Genomic DNA, 16,800 nt, shown 5'->3' with positions numbered 1-16,800 from the left:
GTTTGCTGCTTTAAGATCGAGGCTCTGAAAATTGAAATTTTAAAAAATATCCTCTTTTTTTATGCAGGGACTTAAATCTTTGCGTCATCGGTGGCAGAAGTCTCCTGGTTGGCGACAGCTTATTAATGGGGTGGCAATTGTTGGCTCGGCGAGTTTGTGTCTGCTCCTACTACCGATGCGCTTGCCAGGAACAGTTTTACTTGGTATTGCTCCTAACTGGCTACTGATCTGGGTAGTCACTTGGAGTATTAAACGCTCGGTTTTACAAGGAGCGATCGCAGGTATTACTTTAGGACTGATTCAAGATGGCATGACTGCCCATAATCCTACCCATGTTTTTGGTTTAATGATGGTGGGAATTCTGACGGCACGGTTGCAAAAGCAGCGCTATCTTCAGGAAGATTTTATTTCTGTGGCTTTAATTGTCTTTGCTATGACAATTATGGTAGAGACGATCGCCACCCTACAATTTGGTTTCCTGGGTGAGGCAACAACATATACATTTGGTTTGCCATTAGAGAAATTAGCTGAGGTATGGCAACATCACCAACAAATTGCATTAATCTCAGCCGTAATTAGTAGCCTTTGGGCTCCAGTTATTTACTATCCCTTAAATCACTGGTGGACGACAACGAGATTTTTGGGCACGCGATGATGATCTGAGAACAGCTTTAATCGAGAATTTTTGGTCAAAACCTGCCCCTACATTTTTCCCATAATCTCAGCCAGAGCCTTGACAAGTTGAGCGTTTTGCTCGTCTGTACCAACGGTAATGCGAAGTTTGTCTTCTAGGCGCGGATGGGGAAAATATCGGACTAATATACCTCTTGTTTTCAAACTGTAGTAAAGATATTCGGCATTACCATGAGGCGATCGCGCTAGAAGAAAGTTGGCTTGGGATGGATAAATATCAAAGTTGAGTTTTTGCAATTCACTAGCTAACGTTGCCCGTGACGTTTTGATTTTCTCGGCATTAGCATTTTTGTGTGCTTGGTCTTGAAGTGCAGCTACTCCTACAATACAGGCGATCGCATCAACGTTGTAGCTATCTTTCACCTTCATTAATCCGGCAATTAAAGCAGGATTAGCTACAGCAAAACCCAGTCTGATCCCTGCTAAAGAGTAGCCCTTGGAAAGCGTTCTTAAAATGATGACATTATCGTGTTTTTTAGCTAATTCCAAAGCATCTTCTGTGGCAAAGTCAACATAAGCCTCGTCAATGACTAATACACCGTGCAATTGCGCCGCTAACTTGTCGAGTAAATCTAGTGGCACAACTGTACCAGATGGACTGTGAGGTGAAGCAATAAATGTCACAGCTCCATTTGCCGCGATGATTCCTTCTAACGGCAGATTGTAATTATCGTCATAGGGAATTTCGACAAATTCAGCATCCTGAATCTGTGCCAAGGTACGGTATAAAACATATGTTGGCATGGGACAAACAATCTGCCGCTGTGGTGAGGTACAAGCGCGGGTAATAACACCAAGCAGTTCGTCGCTACCGTTACCGACAATAATCCAATCCGAAGGGATATCTAAAGCAGCACTAACAGCAGTGCGAAAACGTCCAGCCATTGGTTCTGGATAGCGCCGTAATAATTCTCCATCTAAGTTACGCAGCGCTTCCAATACCAACGGTGACGGTGGGTAAGGATTCTCATTCGAGTTAATTTTGATAATATTTGCACCAATGAGCTGTTCTCCAGGTACGTAGCCTGACATTTGCTCGATATTGTGGCGAAAATATGTCATAGCTTTGTAGGGGCGGGTTTTGACCAAAAGTTTACAACTAAGGTTGTCAATCTATTTGTTAAACCCGCCCGTACAGTTGTAGGGGCGGGTTTTTTGAAAAGCCCTGTAAATGAACAAATAGTTCGACGGTTAACCTTATCCCGATCGCCATCGGAAGTATTAATCCGTGTATAAATGTGGGAGCTTGTACTGTAAAACTCTCACCAAGCCTATAATATAGCGCAGAATCTCAGCTAATCTTTGGAGTACAAGCGGCATTGGCAATGGATTCCAAAATAGAGCCAAGGGTAGGTAATGCTTTCGACCGAGAAATGATGCAAAGGTGTCTTACCCTTGCCCGTCGTGCTTTGGGACGCACTGCCCCTAATCCTATGGTTGGGGCTGTTGTGGTACAAGATGGAAAAATCGTTGGCGAAGGCTTTCATCCTGGGGCGGGGCAGCCTCATGCAGAAGTTTTTGCCTTAAAAGCAGCAGGCGATCGCGCTCTGGGAGCTACCGTTTACGTCAGCCTCGAACCTTGTAACCACTACGGACGTACTCCCCCTTGTACGGAAGCTTTAATCGCGGCTAGGGTAGCAAAAGTCGTAGTAGGAATGGTCGATCCGAACCCTCTTGTTGCAGGTGGAGGAGTGGCGCGGTTACGCAGTGCCGGAATTGAAGTTGTTGTTGGAGTGGAAGAGGCTGACTGTCGGCAACTTAATGAAGGATTTATTCATCGCATGATCTATCAGCGACCCTTTGGCATCTTCAAATATGCCATGACCCTCGATGGCAAAATCGCCACCACAAGCGGTCATAGTGCTTGGATCACCAATCCAGCAGCGCGAGAGGAAGTGCAGCAGCTACGAATTGCGTGCGATGCCATCATTGTTGGCGGAAACACCGTGAGAATTGACAATCCTCGCTTGACAATCCGCCAAATTGATGAGCCTAATCCTTTGCGGGTGGTCATGAGCCGGACGTTAGATTTACCAACTACAGCTCATTTGTGGCAAACCGAAACAGTACCGACATTAGTAATGACGCAAACAGGAGCAAACCCTGACATGCAGATGCTATTACGCGATCGCGGTGTAGAAATTTTAGAACTCGATTCCCTCACCCCCACCGCAGCAATGGCTCATCTCTACCAGCGCGGCTGTCTTTCCGTCCTGTGGGAATGCGGCGGAACTTTAGCAGCAGAAGCGATCGCCCAAGGTACAGTTCAGAAAATTTTCGCCTTTATTGCCCCCAAAATCATCGGCGGAAGTACAGCCCCCACCCCAGTAGGTGATTTAGGTTTTACCCAAATGACACAAGCCATAACTCTCGAACGAGTCCAATGGCGCACCGTAGGATCTGATTGTTTGATGGAAGGGTATTTACCAAGTCGGGAGTCGGGGGACAAGGGGGACACGGGAGACACGGGGGACACGGGGGACACGGGAGAATAATAACCAATTACCAATTACCACCAACTGATGATTGAAGTCGAACATTTGAGTAAAACTTACGGTTCTACGTCTGGGATTCAGGATGTGACTTTCAGCGTGGAAGCGGGAGAAATTTTGGGTTTTCTTGGACCCAATGGAGCCGGAAAGACGACAACTATGCGGATCTTAGCTGGCTATCTACCTGCGAGTAGCGGTACGGCACGCATTGCAGGCTATGATGTCCACGAACAGTCCTTAGCCGTGCGTCAGCAGATTGGTTATTTACCAGAAACACCACCTCTATATCTCGATATGACGGTGGAAGGGTTTCTATATTTTGTAGCAAGACTGAAGGGAGTAGCCGCAGGCGATCGCCATCGGCGGGTCAAAGCAGCTATTGAAAGGTGTAACCTACAAGAAAAACGGCGTGTCTTGATTCGCAAACTTTCTAAGGGTTTCCGTCAACGGGTGGGGATCGCTCAGGCGATCGTTCACGATCCCCCAGTGATTATTCTCGATGAACCTACGGTAGGACTCGATCCCCGTCAAATTATTGATGTCCGTAATTTAATTAAAAGTCTTGCTGATAGCCATACAATCGTGCTTTCTACCCACATTTTGCCGGAAGTTAGTATGACCTGTAACCGTGTCGCCATCATCAATCGCGGACAAATCATTGCTACCGGAACTCCTGATAGCTTAGAAGCCAACCTAACTGGTGGTGCAGGATACGAAATTGAGACTGAAGGCGATAGCGCGGCGGCGCAACAATTAATAAAAATGCTGCCCAGCGTGCGATCGGTAGAATCAATATCTACCACAGAAGCCAATCGCTACGTGCTGCGAGTCGTTTCCCAACCAACTACGGAGCCAGGACCAGATATTGTTGCCGTTTTGGTCGGAATGGGACTGAAAATTTACGAAATGCGAAGAACGCGAGCATCTTTGGAGGATGTGTTCTTAGAACTGACTATGGAAGAGAAGCCGTTAGAAAGTGAATCGGGAGTCGGTAGGGGCGGGTTTCTAAACCCGCCCGTACAGGAGTCGGAAGTCGGCAGTGGTGAGTAAATTATTATGCGTTTAATCTTTGGTAACATCATCGCGATTTATCGAAGGGAGTTACAAAGTTATTTTGTCTCTCCTTTGGCTTATGCGATCGCGGGTATATTTTGGTTATTATCTGGGTTTTTCTTTGCCTTGATTCTGTTGGGTCCACAAGGAATTATTCAGCAAGTTGCTCAAAGAGATTTACTGCAAGGGCAGCAACCTGGAGTTCCCGCTTCACCGATTGATGTGGCTTACGAGTTTCAACAGGCTTTCTTGGGAATTATGGGTTCTTTGGCTTTATTTATCTTGCCTATATTGTCAATGGGTTTGTATGCCGAAGAACGCAAGCGCGGAACTTTGGAATTACTCGCGACTTCTCCCGTAACAAACTGGGCGGTTGCTGTAGGGAAATTATTAGGAGTTGTTACATTTTTTCTAACGCTGATATTGCCAATTTTTGCTTATGAAGCATTTGCTTTAAGTACTGCGAACCCTGCCGTATTTCCAGTCGTTCCCTTGATGGGACATTTGGGACTCATCCTATTAGCGGCAGGGATCTTATCTTTAGGAATGTTCATTTCTTCTCTCACCGATAGCACAATTTTGGCAGCGATTATTACGTTCGCTTTAATTTTGTTTCTTTGGGTGGTAGATGCGATCGCCCAAAATCTCAGCGGTACGCCAGTAGGTGCAATTTTGAGTCATCTTTCCTTACTCAAACACTATACCAATTGGATTCAAGGAATTTTTGATTCTAGTAGTTTAGTTGTTTTTCTCAGTTACATTCTGTTAGGAATTTTTCTCACCGCACAGGCGATCGACGCTTTGCGATTTCAAAGATCTTGATGTTGCGATCGCGTTTCAAAAACAAGTAATTAATTTAAGGTAAAAATATGACGGCTCCTTACACTGGGGGATGTCAATGCGGACAAATTCGCTACGAGATACAGGCTGAACCTTTAACCCTCTATGCTTGTCACTGCAAAGAATGCCAACAACAATCTTCCAGTGCGTTCGGGATGTCAATGCCTGTGCCTCGTGAGGCAGTTATTATTTTGCAAGGACAACCGAAACAGTGGAAGCGGTTTTCTGACAGTGGGCGTGAAGTTATTTGTTTATTTTGTGATGAGTGTGGAACGAGATTGTTTCATTACCCCGCTCGTAATCCCAAAATTACTAACGTTAAACCTGGCACGCTAGATGATACTAGTTGGTTGAAACCTGTCGATAATTTGTGGACTCAAAGCGCCCAAAAATGGATGAATTTTGACGACACAATGCTCAACTATGAAGCACAACCAGGTGATTTTACGCAATTATTTGAGCATTTTTGTATACGTAATTCTATATGATTTGGAATCCAGAAGACTACGCCAAAAATTCAGATGCTTCAGACTGGAGAAGTTATGTAAATACAAAATGTCAAGATTATTGTAGAAAAATACTCTGATGGTTACGTTGCATACCCAATCGGAATTGAAGGAGTTGTGATTGGTGAAGGTAATAGTTATGAAGAAGCTGTGTCAGATGTTAGATCGGCTATTCGTTTTCATATTGAAACTTTTGGCACAGAAGTCTTGAAATCAGAAAATCCAAGATTATAGAAATCCTAAATTATTCACGAATAACAGATGCTTTCTACTGCATTGCCTCCTATAAGTTATATATAGCCCCCCTTTTTAAGGGGGGTTGGGGGAATCTCTTCTGCCATACTCAAAAATCAATTTATTATGAAAACCATTGCTAAAAAAACGAAAAAAAACTACTGGCAATATCTATTTTTACTCGGTCCCTTTCTCATCCTCATGGGCTTAACAGCGGGGACTGTTGCAGGTAGCTGGGGAATTATCCCGTTAGGATTAATTGCTGCTGGCGCTGTTTTGAGTCTTTTAGGTTTGCTGTGGCAAGCCTATAAAACTAAGTGGTGGAAGCGACGTTCGACTCAGGCGGGAACAAATGCGATCGCCGCAACTTTAGCAGTTTTGGTCATTCTCGGACTGATTAATTTCTTAGCCACGCGCTATCAAACGCGGATCGATTTCACCGAAACGGGACTATATACGCTAGCCCCTCAGTCGCGGGAAATTGTCCAAAATTTGTCTCAACCTGTCAAAGTGTGGGTGTTCGATCGCAACCAAAACCCTCAAGATCGAGCATTATTAGAAAATTATCGCCGTCAAGGGTCGCAATTTAGTTTTGAGTATGTCGATCCGCAAACACGACCAGGGATAGCTCAAAAGTTTGGCGTGAGATCGTTTGGTGATGTTTATGTAGAAGCAGGCAATCGGCGACAGTTCGTACAATCGGTCGGACAAGGGCGATTGTCAGAAGTGCAACTGACAACTAAAATTCAGCAAGTGACAAGCGATCGCGCTGGAAAAGTCTATTTCCTTCAAGGTCACGGCGAAGTTGGGATCGGGGAACAGAGTAAGCTATCCTCAGCCCTGAATACACTTAAAGATAGAAACTTTGCTGCCGAACCGCTGAATTTAGTCCAGCAAGCGAAGATCCCTCAAGATGCGACTGTAGTTATCGTTGCTAGTCCCAAACGAGGATTATTTCCGCAAGAAGTCAAAGCCTTAAGCGCGTATTTAGAACAGGGTGGAAGTTTGATGCTACTCCTCGACCCAAATACAAACCCCAATTTAGATAGTCTGCTGCAAAATTGGGGGCTTACCCTAGATAACCGAGTGATTATCGATCCCGCAGGACAAGCAATCGGTTTTGGACCTGCTTTTGCTGTGGTTGATAACTACGGACAACATCCAATTACACAAGATTTTGGGAGTAATCTATCGATTTTCGGTGGCGCGAGAGCAATTGACAGCAAACCAGTCACAGGGGTGGAAGCAACGCCAATTCTACAAACGAGTGCTGAAAGTTGGGCGGAAAGCAACATCCAAAGCCAACCATTGCAATTTAATCCTCAAAGCGATCGCAAAGGTCCTTTAACTATAGGTTACGCCCTCAATCGCATCGTCTCAGCCGAGCCAGTAGCTAATTCTGCTCCCAAGACAACTCAAGCCAGGATGGTCGTCATTGGTAACGCTCAATTTGCGATCGATGGATTATTCGAGCAGCAATTGAATGGAGACGTATTTTTAAATTCCGTTAGCTGGTTGAGCAGTCAAGATAACAAACAAACTCTATCCGTGCGCCCTAAAGAACAAAAACAGCGTCGTCTGAATCTTACGCCCCTACAAATTAATCTTCTAGGTTGGATCTCTCTAGTCATTTTGCCAGTGATTGGTTTTGCTTCTGCTTTATTGCTGTGGTGGCTGCGGAGATAAATCAGTTGTCAGTTATCAGTTATCAGGGAGCAGGGAATAGAGAACGGGGAACCGCGACCAACTACCAACTACCAACTACCAATTACCCATTACTCATTACCCATTACCCACTTCTGATGAAACTCCAACGCACGACCTTAATTTTGCTCCTCCTCGCGCTGGGAATGGGGGGGTTTGTGTACTTTTATGAAATTCAAGGCACGCCTCAACGCCAGGAAGCACGAGAAAAGCAGCAACAAATATTTACGTTTAAAGAAGACCAAATTCAGTCTCTAAATGTTAAGACTCGCAACCAAACTTTACAGTTTACTCGCGATCGGGATAGTAAGACGGGGTGGCGAATGCAGGTTCCCGAGAAAGCGCCAGCAAGCGAAGGGGCGATCGCCTATTTGTTAGATTTGTTGGTCAGTAGTAAGAGCGATCGCGTTTTGACCGTACCCGCCGCACAGCTCTCTGACTATGGCTTACAGCAACCTCAAGCGACGGTAGAAGTTAAGTTACAGGATGGGAAAACTCATCGATTGGTCTTGGGTCAGCCAGATTTTAACCGTAGTTTTTTGTACGCTCAAGCCGATCCACCGACTCCACAACCCGCTCAAATTAGCGTACTATTGGTCTCTACTAATTTTGAGAATGCTGTCAACAGACCTCTAACAGAGTGGAAACAGGCTTCAGCACCGCCCAACAAATCGCCAGAGTCGCAAACAAATCTTCAAAACAATCAAAAATAGCCTTGCAATTATATCAGGTTATATTTTTTTGTTTTTATCAAAAAATCAATTGGCGGAATTTCGTCAAAAATTGTGCAGAAAAAATCGAGCAATTGTCTAAAAAATCCTGAAATCCATATAACTTAAAGGTTTTAACGATCTATATTTGGCAAGCAGACCTTAGAATAGGTCAATGAAATATCCAACCAATGAGAGTTTCAGCGATTTTAGTGGGCAAACTAGCCACAGACAAAAGTTGAAGCTCAGGTTGCGAGAGTTCAGAATCACTTGTTTTGAGGTAGTTTGTTAACTCATAGGAGAATGAAATGAACAAGGGTGAATTAGTCGATTCAATTGCTGAAAAGGCAAGCGTGACGAAAAAGCAAGCAGATGCCGTGCTGACAGCTGCTTTGGAAACCATTATCGATGCAGTCTCCACAGGAGATAAAGTGACACTAGTAGGCTTTGGCTCTTTTGAGTCGCGGGAGCGCAAAGCTCGCGAAGGTCGCAACCCGAAAACTGGCGATAAAATGGAAATTCCGGCAACTAAGGTTCCGGCTTTCTCAGCAGGGAAGCTATTTAAAGAAAAAGTCGCTCCTCCCGAAGACTGAGAATAAAGTTCTTGCAGGAAACCCGAACTGGATGCAACCCGTACATGGAGGAAATTTAGCTTGGGCAGCAGCGATCGCGGGTTGTGAGTCCGAAGCGATTCTCGATTTTTCGGCTAGTATCAACCCTTTGGGACCACCCCAAAGCGCGATCGCGGCGATTCAATCTGCCATAAGCCAACTCAGTTCCTACCCCGATCCCAATTACAGCGAACTGAGAACAGCTCTAGCGCAGGTGCATCAGTTACCACCAGAATGGATTCTGCCGGGGAATGGCTCGGCAGATTTACTTACGTGGGCGGGTTGGGATTTATCGGAATTAGCTGCAACTTACCTCGTGACTCCAGCTTTTGGCGACTATTGGCGGGCGCTGAAAGCGTTTGGTGCAAAGGTTGTTGAGTGTCCGTTGGATTTAGAGGGAACAGGGAACAGGGAGCAGGGAGCAGGGGACAAGGGGGACAAGGGGGACATGGAAGCAGGGGAACAATTCAAAATTCCCCTCACTCCTCACTCCTCACTCCTCGCTCCTACAAATTCTGGTTTACTGCTCAACAATCCGCACAATCCTACGGGGCGGTTGTGGCACAGAGAAGAAATTTTGCCCTATCTGGAGCAATTTGCTTTAGTAGTGGTGGATGAAGCTTTTATGGATTTTCTACCACCAGCAGCGGAACAAAGTCTGATCCCATTGGTGCAGAAATATCCTAATTTAGTCATTTTGCGATCGCTGACTAAATTTTACAGCTTGCCAGGACTGCGATTGGGATACGCGATCGCCCATCCCGAACGTCTTAGTTGTTGGCTGGCGCGACGCGATCCTTGGGCAGTCAATACTCTTGCCGTTGCTGCGGCGATCGCGGTACTTCAAGATAGCCAGTTTCAGCAACAAACTTGGGCATGGCTACCACCTACACGAGCGCGATTAGAGCAGGAGTTATCTCAGATTCCAGGATTGCAACCTCTGCCTGGTGCTGCTAACTTTTTATTGGTAGAGTCTGAGCGACCGAGTTCAAAACTCCAACAGCAGCTATTAAAACACGAGCGAATTTTAATCCGAGATTGTCTTAGTTTTCCCGAACTGGGCGATCGCTATTTTCGGGTTGCCGTGCGCTCTACAACTGAAAACGAGCGCCTCATCAAAGCACTATGGCAGATTACGACATAGTTATTATTGGCGGTAGCCCAGCCGGACGCTACGCCGCCGCGATCGCCGCACAACAGAATACTACCGTAGCTTTAGTTGAGAGGGAGCAGGGAGCAATTCAAAATTCAAAATTCAAAATTCAAAATTCAAAATTTTCCAACTCCCGTACGGGCGGGTTTCTAAACCTGCCCCTACCGACTCCTGACTCCCTTTCTTACATAGGGCAATTAGCTCGACAATGGGAAAAGATGGGGAATTTTGGCTTGCAGGTAAGTCATGAAAAGGCGATCGATGACTGTCAAGTTTCCATTCAGTGGGAACGGGTAATGCAGTGGGCGCAAAACGTCCAGTCAAATTTAGCAGAGGAGAATTCACCTACTGTTTTAGCTGCTTTAGGAGTTGATTTTATTCTAGGACAGGGTAAGTTTGTCGTTCAGCCAAATCTGGGCTTTGTCGTTAATAATCGTTGCCTGACAGCGCGGAAATATCTGATTGCCACTAACCCACGTCCGATAGTTCCTGCGATTGAAGGGCTAGCAGTTTCAGGATACTTAACCGCTACCGAGGTTTTCTCGTCGTTGACTTCTCCGAACCCACCAAAACGTTGGGCAATCCTCGGTGGCGATCCAAATGGGTGTCAGTTGGCACAAACATTAGCACGATTGGGTTTAGATGTCACTTTAATTGTCCAGCGTCCTCACATCTTACCCAGAGAAGATCTAGAAATTGCTCAGTTATTGCAAGCTATTCTCGAAGCTGAGGGAGTGCGCGTTCTCACCCATACTACCGTTACTCAAGTCAAAGGCATTGAAGGCAAAAAATGGATTCAAGCCGATCGAGAGGCTATGGAATTTGATGAAATTGTACTTTGTGCCGGACAACAGCCAGAACTCGAACAGCTCAATTTAGAAGCAGTGGGAGTGAAAATGCAACGCGATCGCCTGCGATTGAATCAAAAATTGCAAACGACAAATTCACGCATTTATGCTTGTGGAGATGCGATCGGCGGTTATCAATTCGCTCATATTGCCAATTATGAAGCTAAAATTGCTCTGCAAAATGCTTTACAAAATGCTTTGTTTTCTGCTCAATATCGAGTTGATTATCGTAATATTCCTTGGTTAGTCTGTACCGATCCGCCCTTAGCAAGAGTGGGTTTTACAGTAGCTCAAGCCAGACGGAAATATGACAATGATGTCTTAGTATTACAGCATTATTTTAAGACTTTAGCAATCGCCCAAATTCAGGATGAAATGACGGGGATTTGTCAATTAGTCGTGCGGCGTAATGGCACGATTTTAGGTGGGGCAATTATTGGCTCTCAAGCAGGGGAGTTAATTAATGTTATTGCTTTAGCGATCGCCCAAAAACTAAAAATTGACTCAATTGCCGATCTCGTTTCCGTCTATCCCAGTTGGGGAGAAATTTTAGCTCAAACTGCCAGCGAGTATCTTTCTACTTCACTATGTCAAAAAAATTGGCTGCAAAATCTGCTTGCCAAGATAGGGTGCAGGGTGTAGCAATAAGAAAAAACCCCTATGTAGGGGCTAATTTCAACCAAGTGCAAAATGTAAGATATCTTCAGTTTAGATCGGTTAACAGCAGACGACACTAATAACTGTTAACTGTTAAAGCAAATACAACAAACCAAACAGAACAATCCAAACAACATCGACAAAGTGCCAATAAAGTTCGGCGGCTTCTACACCAAAGTGATGCTCTTGACTGTAGTGGTTGGCGCGACGCGATCGCCACAAAACCGCTAAGATTGCCAATACGCCAACAGTCACGTGCAGTCCGTGGAAACCAGTCAGAACATAAAATGCACTGGCAAATAAGTTCGTTTTCAAACCAAACTCTAGATGGCTGTATTCGTAGATCTGTCCTGACAGAAAAATAATCCCCATCGCCGCTGTAATTGCCATCCAGGTACGCATACCCGTGACATCATTCTTCTTAATTGCGGTATCGGCATTATGCATCACGAAACTACTAGAAATCAGGATAATCGTGTTGACTCCTGGTAGTAGAAGTTCTAATTCTGGCGTTCCTTCGGGGGGCCAACTGGGTAAAGTGGAGCGATAAGCCAAATACGCGCCAAACATGCCGATAAAAATCATGCCCTCTGCAATTAAGAACATGACTAAGCCAAACATCCGAAAATCGGGATGTTCTTCGTGATGGGCGGCTTCTGCTTTGTGGTGGTAATTAAGTTCCGTTTTTGCTGGGTCTATGGTTGGACTTTGCATAATTTAGGGAGTAGGGAGTGGGAGTTCTACTTACGATCTTCAGGATTGGCAGCTACATTTGGGTCGGGATCGGCACGTAAAGCCGATTTGGGTCCAGCAGCTAAAGCCGGTTCTCTTTCATCAGCCAAGGGAACATCGACCTCAGATTTAGGTCTGTCCATACCGTAATCGTAAGGACCAGTTGCTAGTACGGGAAATCCATGAAAATTTTCGATCGCCGGTGGCGAGCTTGTCATCCATTCTAAGGTTAGTGCTTCCCAAGGATTGTTACCAGCTTTGGGACCGTACATCCAACTCCAAATCGCATTAATGATGAACGGTACGGTGGAGATAGCTAGTAAGTAAGCCCCCATCGTACAGACAAAGTTCAGCGTAGCGAACTTGGCATCATACTCGGCAATCCGGCGGTTCATACCCATCAGTCCGAGTTTGTGCATCGGTAAGAAACACAAGTTCATCCCAACATACATCAAAGCGAAATGAACCTTACCCCAGAATTCATTCATCATCCGTCCTGTCATTTTGGGATACCAGTGGTAAATTCCAGCATAGATCCCGAAGACCGAGCCACCAAATAAAACGTAGTGCAGGTGGGCAACGACAAAATAGGTATCGTGAACGTGGATGTCAAACGGTACGGCAGCCAGCATTACACCACTGATCCCGCCGATGACGAACAGGCTGACAAAGCCGATCGCAAACAGCATCGCACTGTTGAGCCGAATTTTACCACCCCACATCGTCCCCAACCAACTAAAAACTTTGATCCCCGTAGGTACGGCGATGATCATCGTTGTGATCATGAAGAACATCCGCAACCAACCAGGAATACCACTGGTAAACATATGGTGCGCCCAGACGATCAATCCCAAAAAGCTAATTGCCAAACTCGAATAGGCGATCGCTTTATAACCGAAAATTGGTTTGCGGGAGTGAACGGGAATCACCTCAGAAATGATCCCGAAAAAGGGCAGAATCATGATGTACACCGCAGGGTGCGAGTAGAACCAAAACATATGTTGGTAAACTACCGGATCGCCGCCCCCTGTGGGATTAAAAAATGCCGTGCCAGCAAATAAGTCGAAAGATAGCAGAATCAAAGCACCTGCTAACACTGGTGTAGAAACGAGCGTCAAGGCAGAAGTCGCCAGCATTGCCCAACAGAATAGGGGCATTTGCGTCGTACTCATACCTGGTGTCCGCATCTTCAACAAGGTGACGAGAAAATTAATTGCCCCCAAAATTGAAGAAGTTCCCAACAGCAAGACGCTGATAATCCAAATTCCCTCGCCTAATTGTCCCGTTACCAAACTGAGGGGTGGATAAGAAGTCCAGCCAGCATCGGCAGCGTCGCCCAAGACTAAACTACTGATGAGTAAGATTCCCCCAGGTGGGATCATCCAAAACGCAACCGCGTTTAAGCGCGGAAATGCCATATCCTTCGCCCCAATCATCAAGGGAATCAGAAAGTTGGCAAACCCCGCTCCTGCTGGCACGATCCACAAAAAGATCATGATCGTGGCATGAAGTGTAAACAAGCTGTTATACACTTCGCGACTGACAAAATCGACTTCGGGCGTTCTCAGTTCCGTCCGCACCATGTCAGCCATTACGCCGCCGATACAGTAGAAAATAAACGTCGTCACCAGGTATTGAATGGCGATTACCTTATGGTCGGTATTAAAAGTAAAGTAATCGCGCCACTTTCTTTCCCCTGGTTCTGCTTCCAAGATAGATAAGTTAGCCGATCGTTGAATTTGTGCTTGAGTCATAACAAAAAAGGGAGTAGGGAGTAGGGAGTAGGGAGTAGGGGAATACAACAGAGAGAAGGAAAAGGAGATGATTTGGCTGTTGCTTCATCGTCCTTGTCTCCGTTGTCCTCCTTGTCCCCCTTGTTCCCCTTGTCCTCAAAATCTCAACACTAGTGATGGTGAAGCTGGTGTAGCGTATCGGGCTGAATTCCCATCTGCGCGGTGTAGGGGGAGAGAAATTCAGCAGGGGAACGATCTGCGGCATTTAGGGCGATCGCCTGTTCTAGGTTGCCTTGAGTTGCTACTTGTTGTTCCTGCATCCACTTGTCAAAGTTTTCTGGTGTTTCCACAATAAACTTGGTGTTCATCGCCCCGTGATAAGGACCGCATAGTTCAGCACAGATCACTTTATATTCCCCTACAATTTTTGGGGTGAAGCGAATTTCACTTTGTCTACCAGGAATCACATCTTGTTTTAAACGCAACTCTGGAACCCAGAAGGCGTGAATTACATCGTTTGCTGTCATGTCTAGCTTCACCTCTTTACCAGCAGGAACGTGCAATTCGCTAGCCACAACGCCCGTATCTGGATAGGTGAAAATCCAAGCATATTGCAAGCCAGTGACGTTAACTGCTAGCCCTGGGACTTTTCCTTCGTTACCCGGGCTAGCACCAATGCCAGGAGATACTATACCTATACCAGGAGAATCGCGTTTTTGCGGCACTTGGTCGGAGTTACGAACGGAGGCTGTAGCTGGATCTGACATTGCCTCATCCGACTTGATTTGATTTGCGTTAGGTTCGGTGCTAGGCGGCGTATCGTTCAATGTTGCCGCGATCGCTGCCCCTGGCATCTTCATTGCTTGCCCAGCAATAGGGGCTTCGTGAGCGCTGTGGGGATCGAAACCACCAATTTCGTTGTAGACATCAAAGCTGTAGATCGATAAGCCGATGACAATAATTGCCGGGATCGCCGTCCACAGAATTTCTAGAGGAATATTACCGAACACGGGAGGCGCGTCAGTGTTATCGCCCTGGCGACGGCGAAACTTAAAGGCAGCATAGATCAATATGCCTTGTACCAGCACAAACAGACCCGTGCCAATCGTCATCATTGTGTCGAACAGCCCATCAACCAAGGTGGCTTCATCTGAGGCTGCCGTGGGTAGTAACCCGTGATTCTGACCGTACCACAGACTTGTCAGAGTCAAGACGATGCCAATTAATAGCGTCCAAATAGAACTAGGAATGTTCACGGTTAAGGATTTGATAATTTTTAGCTTCTTAACAATTAGCCACACTCACTTACCAAGGTAGTGCAGCCAGCCCAAAACCTGCCGATCCTCAAGTTAATTTTTTCTGATGTTTTGGAGGGAGCAGGGAGCAGGGGAGCAGAGGGGCAGAGGGAGCAGAGGGGCAGAGGAAGCAGGGGAGCAAAGAGAGAAACTGCCTCTCGCCAGAGCGCAAGAGCGCCTTTCACCAACTACCAACTACCAACACCCCACACCCTTTCTTCACGCTCTTACTGATAACTGACAACTGATTCCCGTCTCAATCGAATCGACTACCTAAGCGAATCTAGCTCAAGTTTGAGTTGGTTATCTATAAACCATGAACAAATGTAACGGAGTAGAACAATTTAAAAATCTCTAAAGCTTAGGGGCTAAGCTACGGCAATCCGGCACATTAGGTATATGGCTAACCAAATCACCTTGCGACGATGCGCTAGGGTGGAAGGTGAGCTAGCACTTACATATTTGTAAATACTTGGTTAGATACTGGCAACTCTTTGAAGACAGGCAATTAAGGTACAGTCCATGACTGAGTTCGTCCTGCAAAGACAAAACACAGACACAATCGAGCAGTCCCAGCCACGGGAAAGAATTCGGCGATTGGTGTGGAAATTATGCGTAGCAACTTTGATCTTGATGGCGATCGGTAGTGCTACGCGGGTAATGAATGCTGGGTTAGCTTGCCCAGACTGGCCCCTGTGTTACGGTACGCTCGTACCGACTCAACAGATGAATTTTCAAGTATTTTTAGAGTGGTTTCATCGCCTAGATGCAGCTTTAATCGGGCTAGGGGCGATCGCGCTAACAGTCGTGAGTTGGTGGAACCGTAACTTTCTCCCCCGCTGGCTACCTTGGGCGGCGATCTTTGCCCTTAGCCTGATTGTCTTTCAAGGGGTCTTGGGCGGACTGACAGTTACGGAATTACTGCGATTCGATATTGTCACTGCGCACTTGGGAACGGCGCTCTTATTCTTTAGTGCATTACTGGTTATTGGCACGGCACTCACGCCTTATCAAGGAACTGGTAACGCAGGTAAATTGGCTTGGTTGGGATTGGCTGCTGCTGTGTTAGTCTACGTGCAAAGTTTGCTTGGCGCATTGGTAGGTTCGCGCTGGGCGCTACACCAATGCTTAACCGGACAGCAATTGTGTAGCGTCATGTACAGTCACATCGGGGGTGTGGTTCCCCCAACGCTAGCTACCTTAGTTTTAGTACTCCTGTCTTGGCGAACTCCGGCTTTGCATCCCGCATTGCGCCGACTGGCAAACATGGCTGGCGGACTAATCCTACTACAAATTCTTTTAGGGATCGCCACCTTCCGCTTGCATTTACAAGTAGAACCACTGACCGTATCGCACCAGTTTGTTGGTGCAGCCTTACTAGGTGTTTTGGTTGGCTACACCGTACTAGCAATTCGCGATGCCTCCGGCGGTTCGCGAAGCGATCCTCGCGGTTATAGCAATCAGCTGTCAGTTATCAGTGAGCAGTGACCAGTGACCAGTTATTAGGGAGCAGGGAGCACAGAGAGCGCACGAGCAGTT

General features: G+C 46.2%; 17 protein-coding genes. 13 read left to right on the top strand and 4 right to left on the bottom strand.

Annotation, left to right across the window (positions count from 1 at the left end; genetic code table 11):
* The first annotated feature begins 61 nt into the window (after nt 1-61).
* Nucleotides 62-655, top strand: a complete 594-nt coding sequence (mreD, locus tag H6G17_RS19540; RefSeq protein ID WP_192159949.1) for a rod shape-determining protein MreD — start codon at nt 62-64, stop codon at nt 653-655.
* Between the two features lie 47 nt (nt 656-702).
* Here mreD and hisC read toward each other — a convergent pair whose 3' ends face one another.
* Nucleotides 703-1,755 carry a histidinol-phosphate transaminase gene (hisC, locus tag H6G17_RS19535; RefSeq protein WP_192159947.1) on the bottom strand — a complete coding sequence of 351 codons (1,053 nt, stop codon included), beginning with the start codon at nt 1,753-1,755 and terminating at the stop codon, nt 703-705.
* Nucleotides 1,756-2,018: 263 nt separating this feature from the next.
* Here hisC and ribD point away from each other — a divergent pair, with 263 nt between their 5' ends.
* The 10 genes from ribD to H6G17_RS19490 all read left to right on the top strand — a co-directional run bounded on the left by ribD (nt 2,019) and on the right by H6G17_RS19490 (nt 11,486).
* Complete coding sequence (ribD, locus tag H6G17_RS19530; protein ID WP_192159946.1) at nt 2,019-3,188, top strand: bifunctional diaminohydroxyphosphoribosylaminopyrimidine deaminase/5-amino-6-(5-phosphoribosylamino)uracil reductase RibD; 1,170 nt, start codon at nt 2,019-2,021, stop codon at nt 3,186-3,188.
* A 27-nt stretch (nt 3,189-3,215) separates the two neighbouring features.
* Entirely contained in the window at nt 3,216-4,235 is a 1,020-nt protein-coding gene (locus tag H6G17_RS19525) for an ABC transporter ATP-binding protein (protein ID WP_192159944.1), read from the top strand.
* A 6-nt stretch (nt 4,236-4,241) separates the two neighbouring features.
* Nucleotides 4,242-5,060 carry an ABC transporter permease gene (locus H6G17_RS19520; RefSeq protein WP_192159942.1) on the top strand — a complete coding sequence of 273 codons (819 nt, stop codon included), beginning with the start codon at nt 4,242-4,244 and terminating at the stop codon, nt 5,058-5,060.
* Nucleotides 5,061-5,107: 47 nt separating this feature from the next.
* Complete coding sequence (locus H6G17_RS19515) at nt 5,108-5,566, top strand: GFA family protein (protein ID WP_192159940.1); 459 nt, start codon at nt 5,108-5,110, stop codon at nt 5,564-5,566.
* A 60-nt stretch (nt 5,567-5,626) separates the two neighbouring features.
* Nucleotides 5,627-5,818 carry a type II toxin-antitoxin system HicB family antitoxin gene (locus H6G17_RS34735; protein WP_347276452.1) on the top strand — a complete coding sequence of 64 codons (192 nt, stop codon included), beginning with the start codon at nt 5,627-5,629 and terminating at the stop codon, nt 5,816-5,818.
* Between the two features lie 126 nt (nt 5,819-5,944).
* Nucleotides 5,945-7,504 carry a Gldg family protein gene (locus H6G17_RS19510; RefSeq protein ID WP_192159938.1) on the top strand — a complete coding sequence of 520 codons (1,560 nt, stop codon included), beginning with the start codon at nt 5,945-5,947 and terminating at the stop codon, nt 7,502-7,504.
* Nucleotides 7,505-7,509: 5 nt separating this feature from the next.
* A complete protein-coding gene (locus H6G17_RS19505) occupies nt 7,510-8,235 on the top strand; it encodes a DUF4340 domain-containing protein (protein ID WP_242038492.1) in 726 nt (241 codons plus the stop codon).
* Nucleotides 8,236-8,540: 305 nt separating this feature from the next.
* Nucleotides 8,541-8,825 (top strand): HU family DNA-binding protein, encoded by a 285-nt coding sequence (locus H6G17_RS19500; RefSeq protein ID WP_015156000.1) that lies wholly within the window; start codon nt 8,541-8,543, stop codon nt 8,823-8,825.
* Nucleotides 8,826-8,856: 31 nt separating this feature from the next.
* Nucleotides 8,857-9,987, top strand: a complete 1,131-nt coding sequence (cobD, locus tag H6G17_RS19495; protein ID WP_192159936.1) for a threonine-phosphate decarboxylase CobD — start codon at nt 8,857-8,859, stop codon at nt 9,985-9,987.
* Nucleotides 9,969-11,486, top strand: coding sequence for an NAD(P)/FAD-dependent oxidoreductase (locus H6G17_RS19490; RefSeq protein WP_192159934.1), 1,518 nt, complete (start codon nt 9,969-9,971; stop codon nt 11,484-11,486). The genes cobD and H6G17_RS19490 overlap by 19 nt, the downstream gene beginning before the upstream one ends.
* A gap of 108 nt (nt 11,487-11,594) precedes the next feature.
* On the opposite strand, the gene H6G17_RS19485 is transcribed toward H6G17_RS19490, so the two are convergent.
* The 3 genes from H6G17_RS19485 to H6G17_RS19475 all read right to left on the bottom strand — a co-directional run bounded on the left by H6G17_RS19485 (nt 11,595) and on the right by H6G17_RS19475 (nt 15,222).
* On the bottom strand, nt 11,595-12,215 hold the full coding sequence (locus H6G17_RS19485; RefSeq protein WP_192159932.1) for a heme-copper oxidase subunit III: 621 nt from the start codon (nt 12,213-12,215) through the stop codon (nt 11,595-11,597).
* 26 nt (nt 12,216-12,241) lie between these two features.
* The gene (gene ctaD / locus H6G17_RS19480) at nt 12,242-13,987 is read right to left on the bottom strand and encodes a cytochrome c oxidase subunit I (RefSeq protein WP_192159930.1); all 1,746 of its coding nucleotides are present in this window, start codon (nt 13,985-13,987) and stop codon (nt 12,242-12,244) included.
* 149 nt (nt 13,988-14,136) lie between these two features.
* Nucleotides 14,137-15,222, bottom strand: a complete 1,086-nt coding sequence (locus tag H6G17_RS19475; RefSeq protein WP_192159929.1) for a cytochrome c oxidase subunit II transmembrane domain-containing protein — start codon at nt 15,220-15,222, stop codon at nt 14,137-14,139.
* Between the two features lie 106 nt (nt 15,223-15,328).
* On the opposite strand from H6G17_RS19475, the gene H6G17_RS19470 reads away from it, so the two are divergent.
* Together H6G17_RS19470 and H6G17_RS19465 are read left to right on the top strand one after the other, a co-directional pair.
* On the top strand, nt 15,329-15,502 hold the full coding sequence (locus H6G17_RS19470; RefSeq protein ID WP_192159927.1) for a hypothetical protein: 174 nt from the start codon (nt 15,329-15,331) through the stop codon (nt 15,500-15,502).
* Between the two features lie 281 nt (nt 15,503-15,783).
* On the top strand, nt 15,784-16,749 hold the full coding sequence (locus H6G17_RS19465; protein WP_192159925.1) for a heme A synthase: 966 nt from the start codon (nt 15,784-15,786) through the stop codon (nt 16,747-16,749).
* Nucleotides 16,750-16,800 lie beyond the last annotated feature (51 nt).

This window comes from Chroococcidiopsis sp. [FACHB-1243] (assembly GCF_014696895.1).
Lineage (GTDB): Bacteria > Cyanobacteriota > Cyanobacteriia > Cyanobacteriales > Chroococcidiopsidaceae > Chroococcidiopsis.
The sequence above is the reverse complement of the archived record's forward strand: the minus strand, read 5'-3'. Positions and strand labels throughout refer to the sequence as shown.

Bases quoted from the DNA above. Each gene is read 5' to 3' on its own strand.
- mreD (WP_192159949.1), top strand. From the start codon at position 62: ATGCAGGGACTTAAATCTTTGCGTCATCGGTGGCAGAAGTCTCCTGGT.
- hisC (WP_192159947.1), bottom strand. From the start codon at position 1,755: ATGACATATTTTCGCCACAATATCGAGCAAATGTCAGGCTACGTACCT.
- ribD (WP_192159946.1), top strand. From the start codon at position 2,019: ATGGATTCCAAAATAGAGCCAAGGGTAGGTAATGCTTTCGACCGAGAA.
- H6G17_RS19525 (WP_192159944.1), top strand. From the start codon at position 3,216: ATGATTGAAGTCGAACATTTGAGTAAAACTTACGGTTCTACGTCTGGG.
- H6G17_RS19520 (WP_192159942.1), top strand. From the start codon at position 4,242: ATGCGTTTAATCTTTGGTAACATCATCGCGATTTATCGAAGGGAGTTA.
- H6G17_RS19515 (WP_192159940.1), top strand. From the start codon at position 5,108: ATGACGGCTCCTTACACTGGGGGATGTCAATGCGGACAAATTCGCTAC.
- H6G17_RS19510 (WP_192159938.1), top strand. From the start codon at position 5,945: ATGAAAACCATTGCTAAAAAAACGAAAAAAAACTACTGGCAATATCTA.
- H6G17_RS19500 (WP_015156000.1), top strand. From the start codon at position 8,541: ATGAACAAGGGTGAATTAGTCGATTCAATTGCTGAAAAGGCAAGCGTG.
- cobD (WP_192159936.1), top strand. From the start codon at position 8,857: ATGCAACCCGTACATGGAGGAAATTTAGCTTGGGCAGCAGCGATCGCG.
- H6G17_RS19490 (WP_192159934.1), top strand. From the start codon at position 9,969: ATGGCAGATTACGACATAGTTATTATTGGCGGTAGCCCAGCCGGACGC.
- H6G17_RS19485 (WP_192159932.1), bottom strand. From the start codon at position 12,215: ATGCAAAGTCCAACCATAGACCCAGCAAAAACGGAACTTAATTACCAC.
- ctaD (WP_192159930.1), bottom strand. From the start codon at position 13,987: ATGACTCAAGCACAAATTCAACGATCGGCTAACTTATCTATCTTGGAA.
- H6G17_RS19470 (WP_192159927.1), top strand. From the start codon at position 15,329: ATGTTTTGGAGGGAGCAGGGAGCAGGGGAGCAGAGGGGCAGAGGGAGC.
- H6G17_RS19465 (WP_192159925.1), top strand. From the start codon at position 15,784: ATGACTGAGTTCGTCCTGCAAAGACAAAACACAGACACAATCGAGCAG.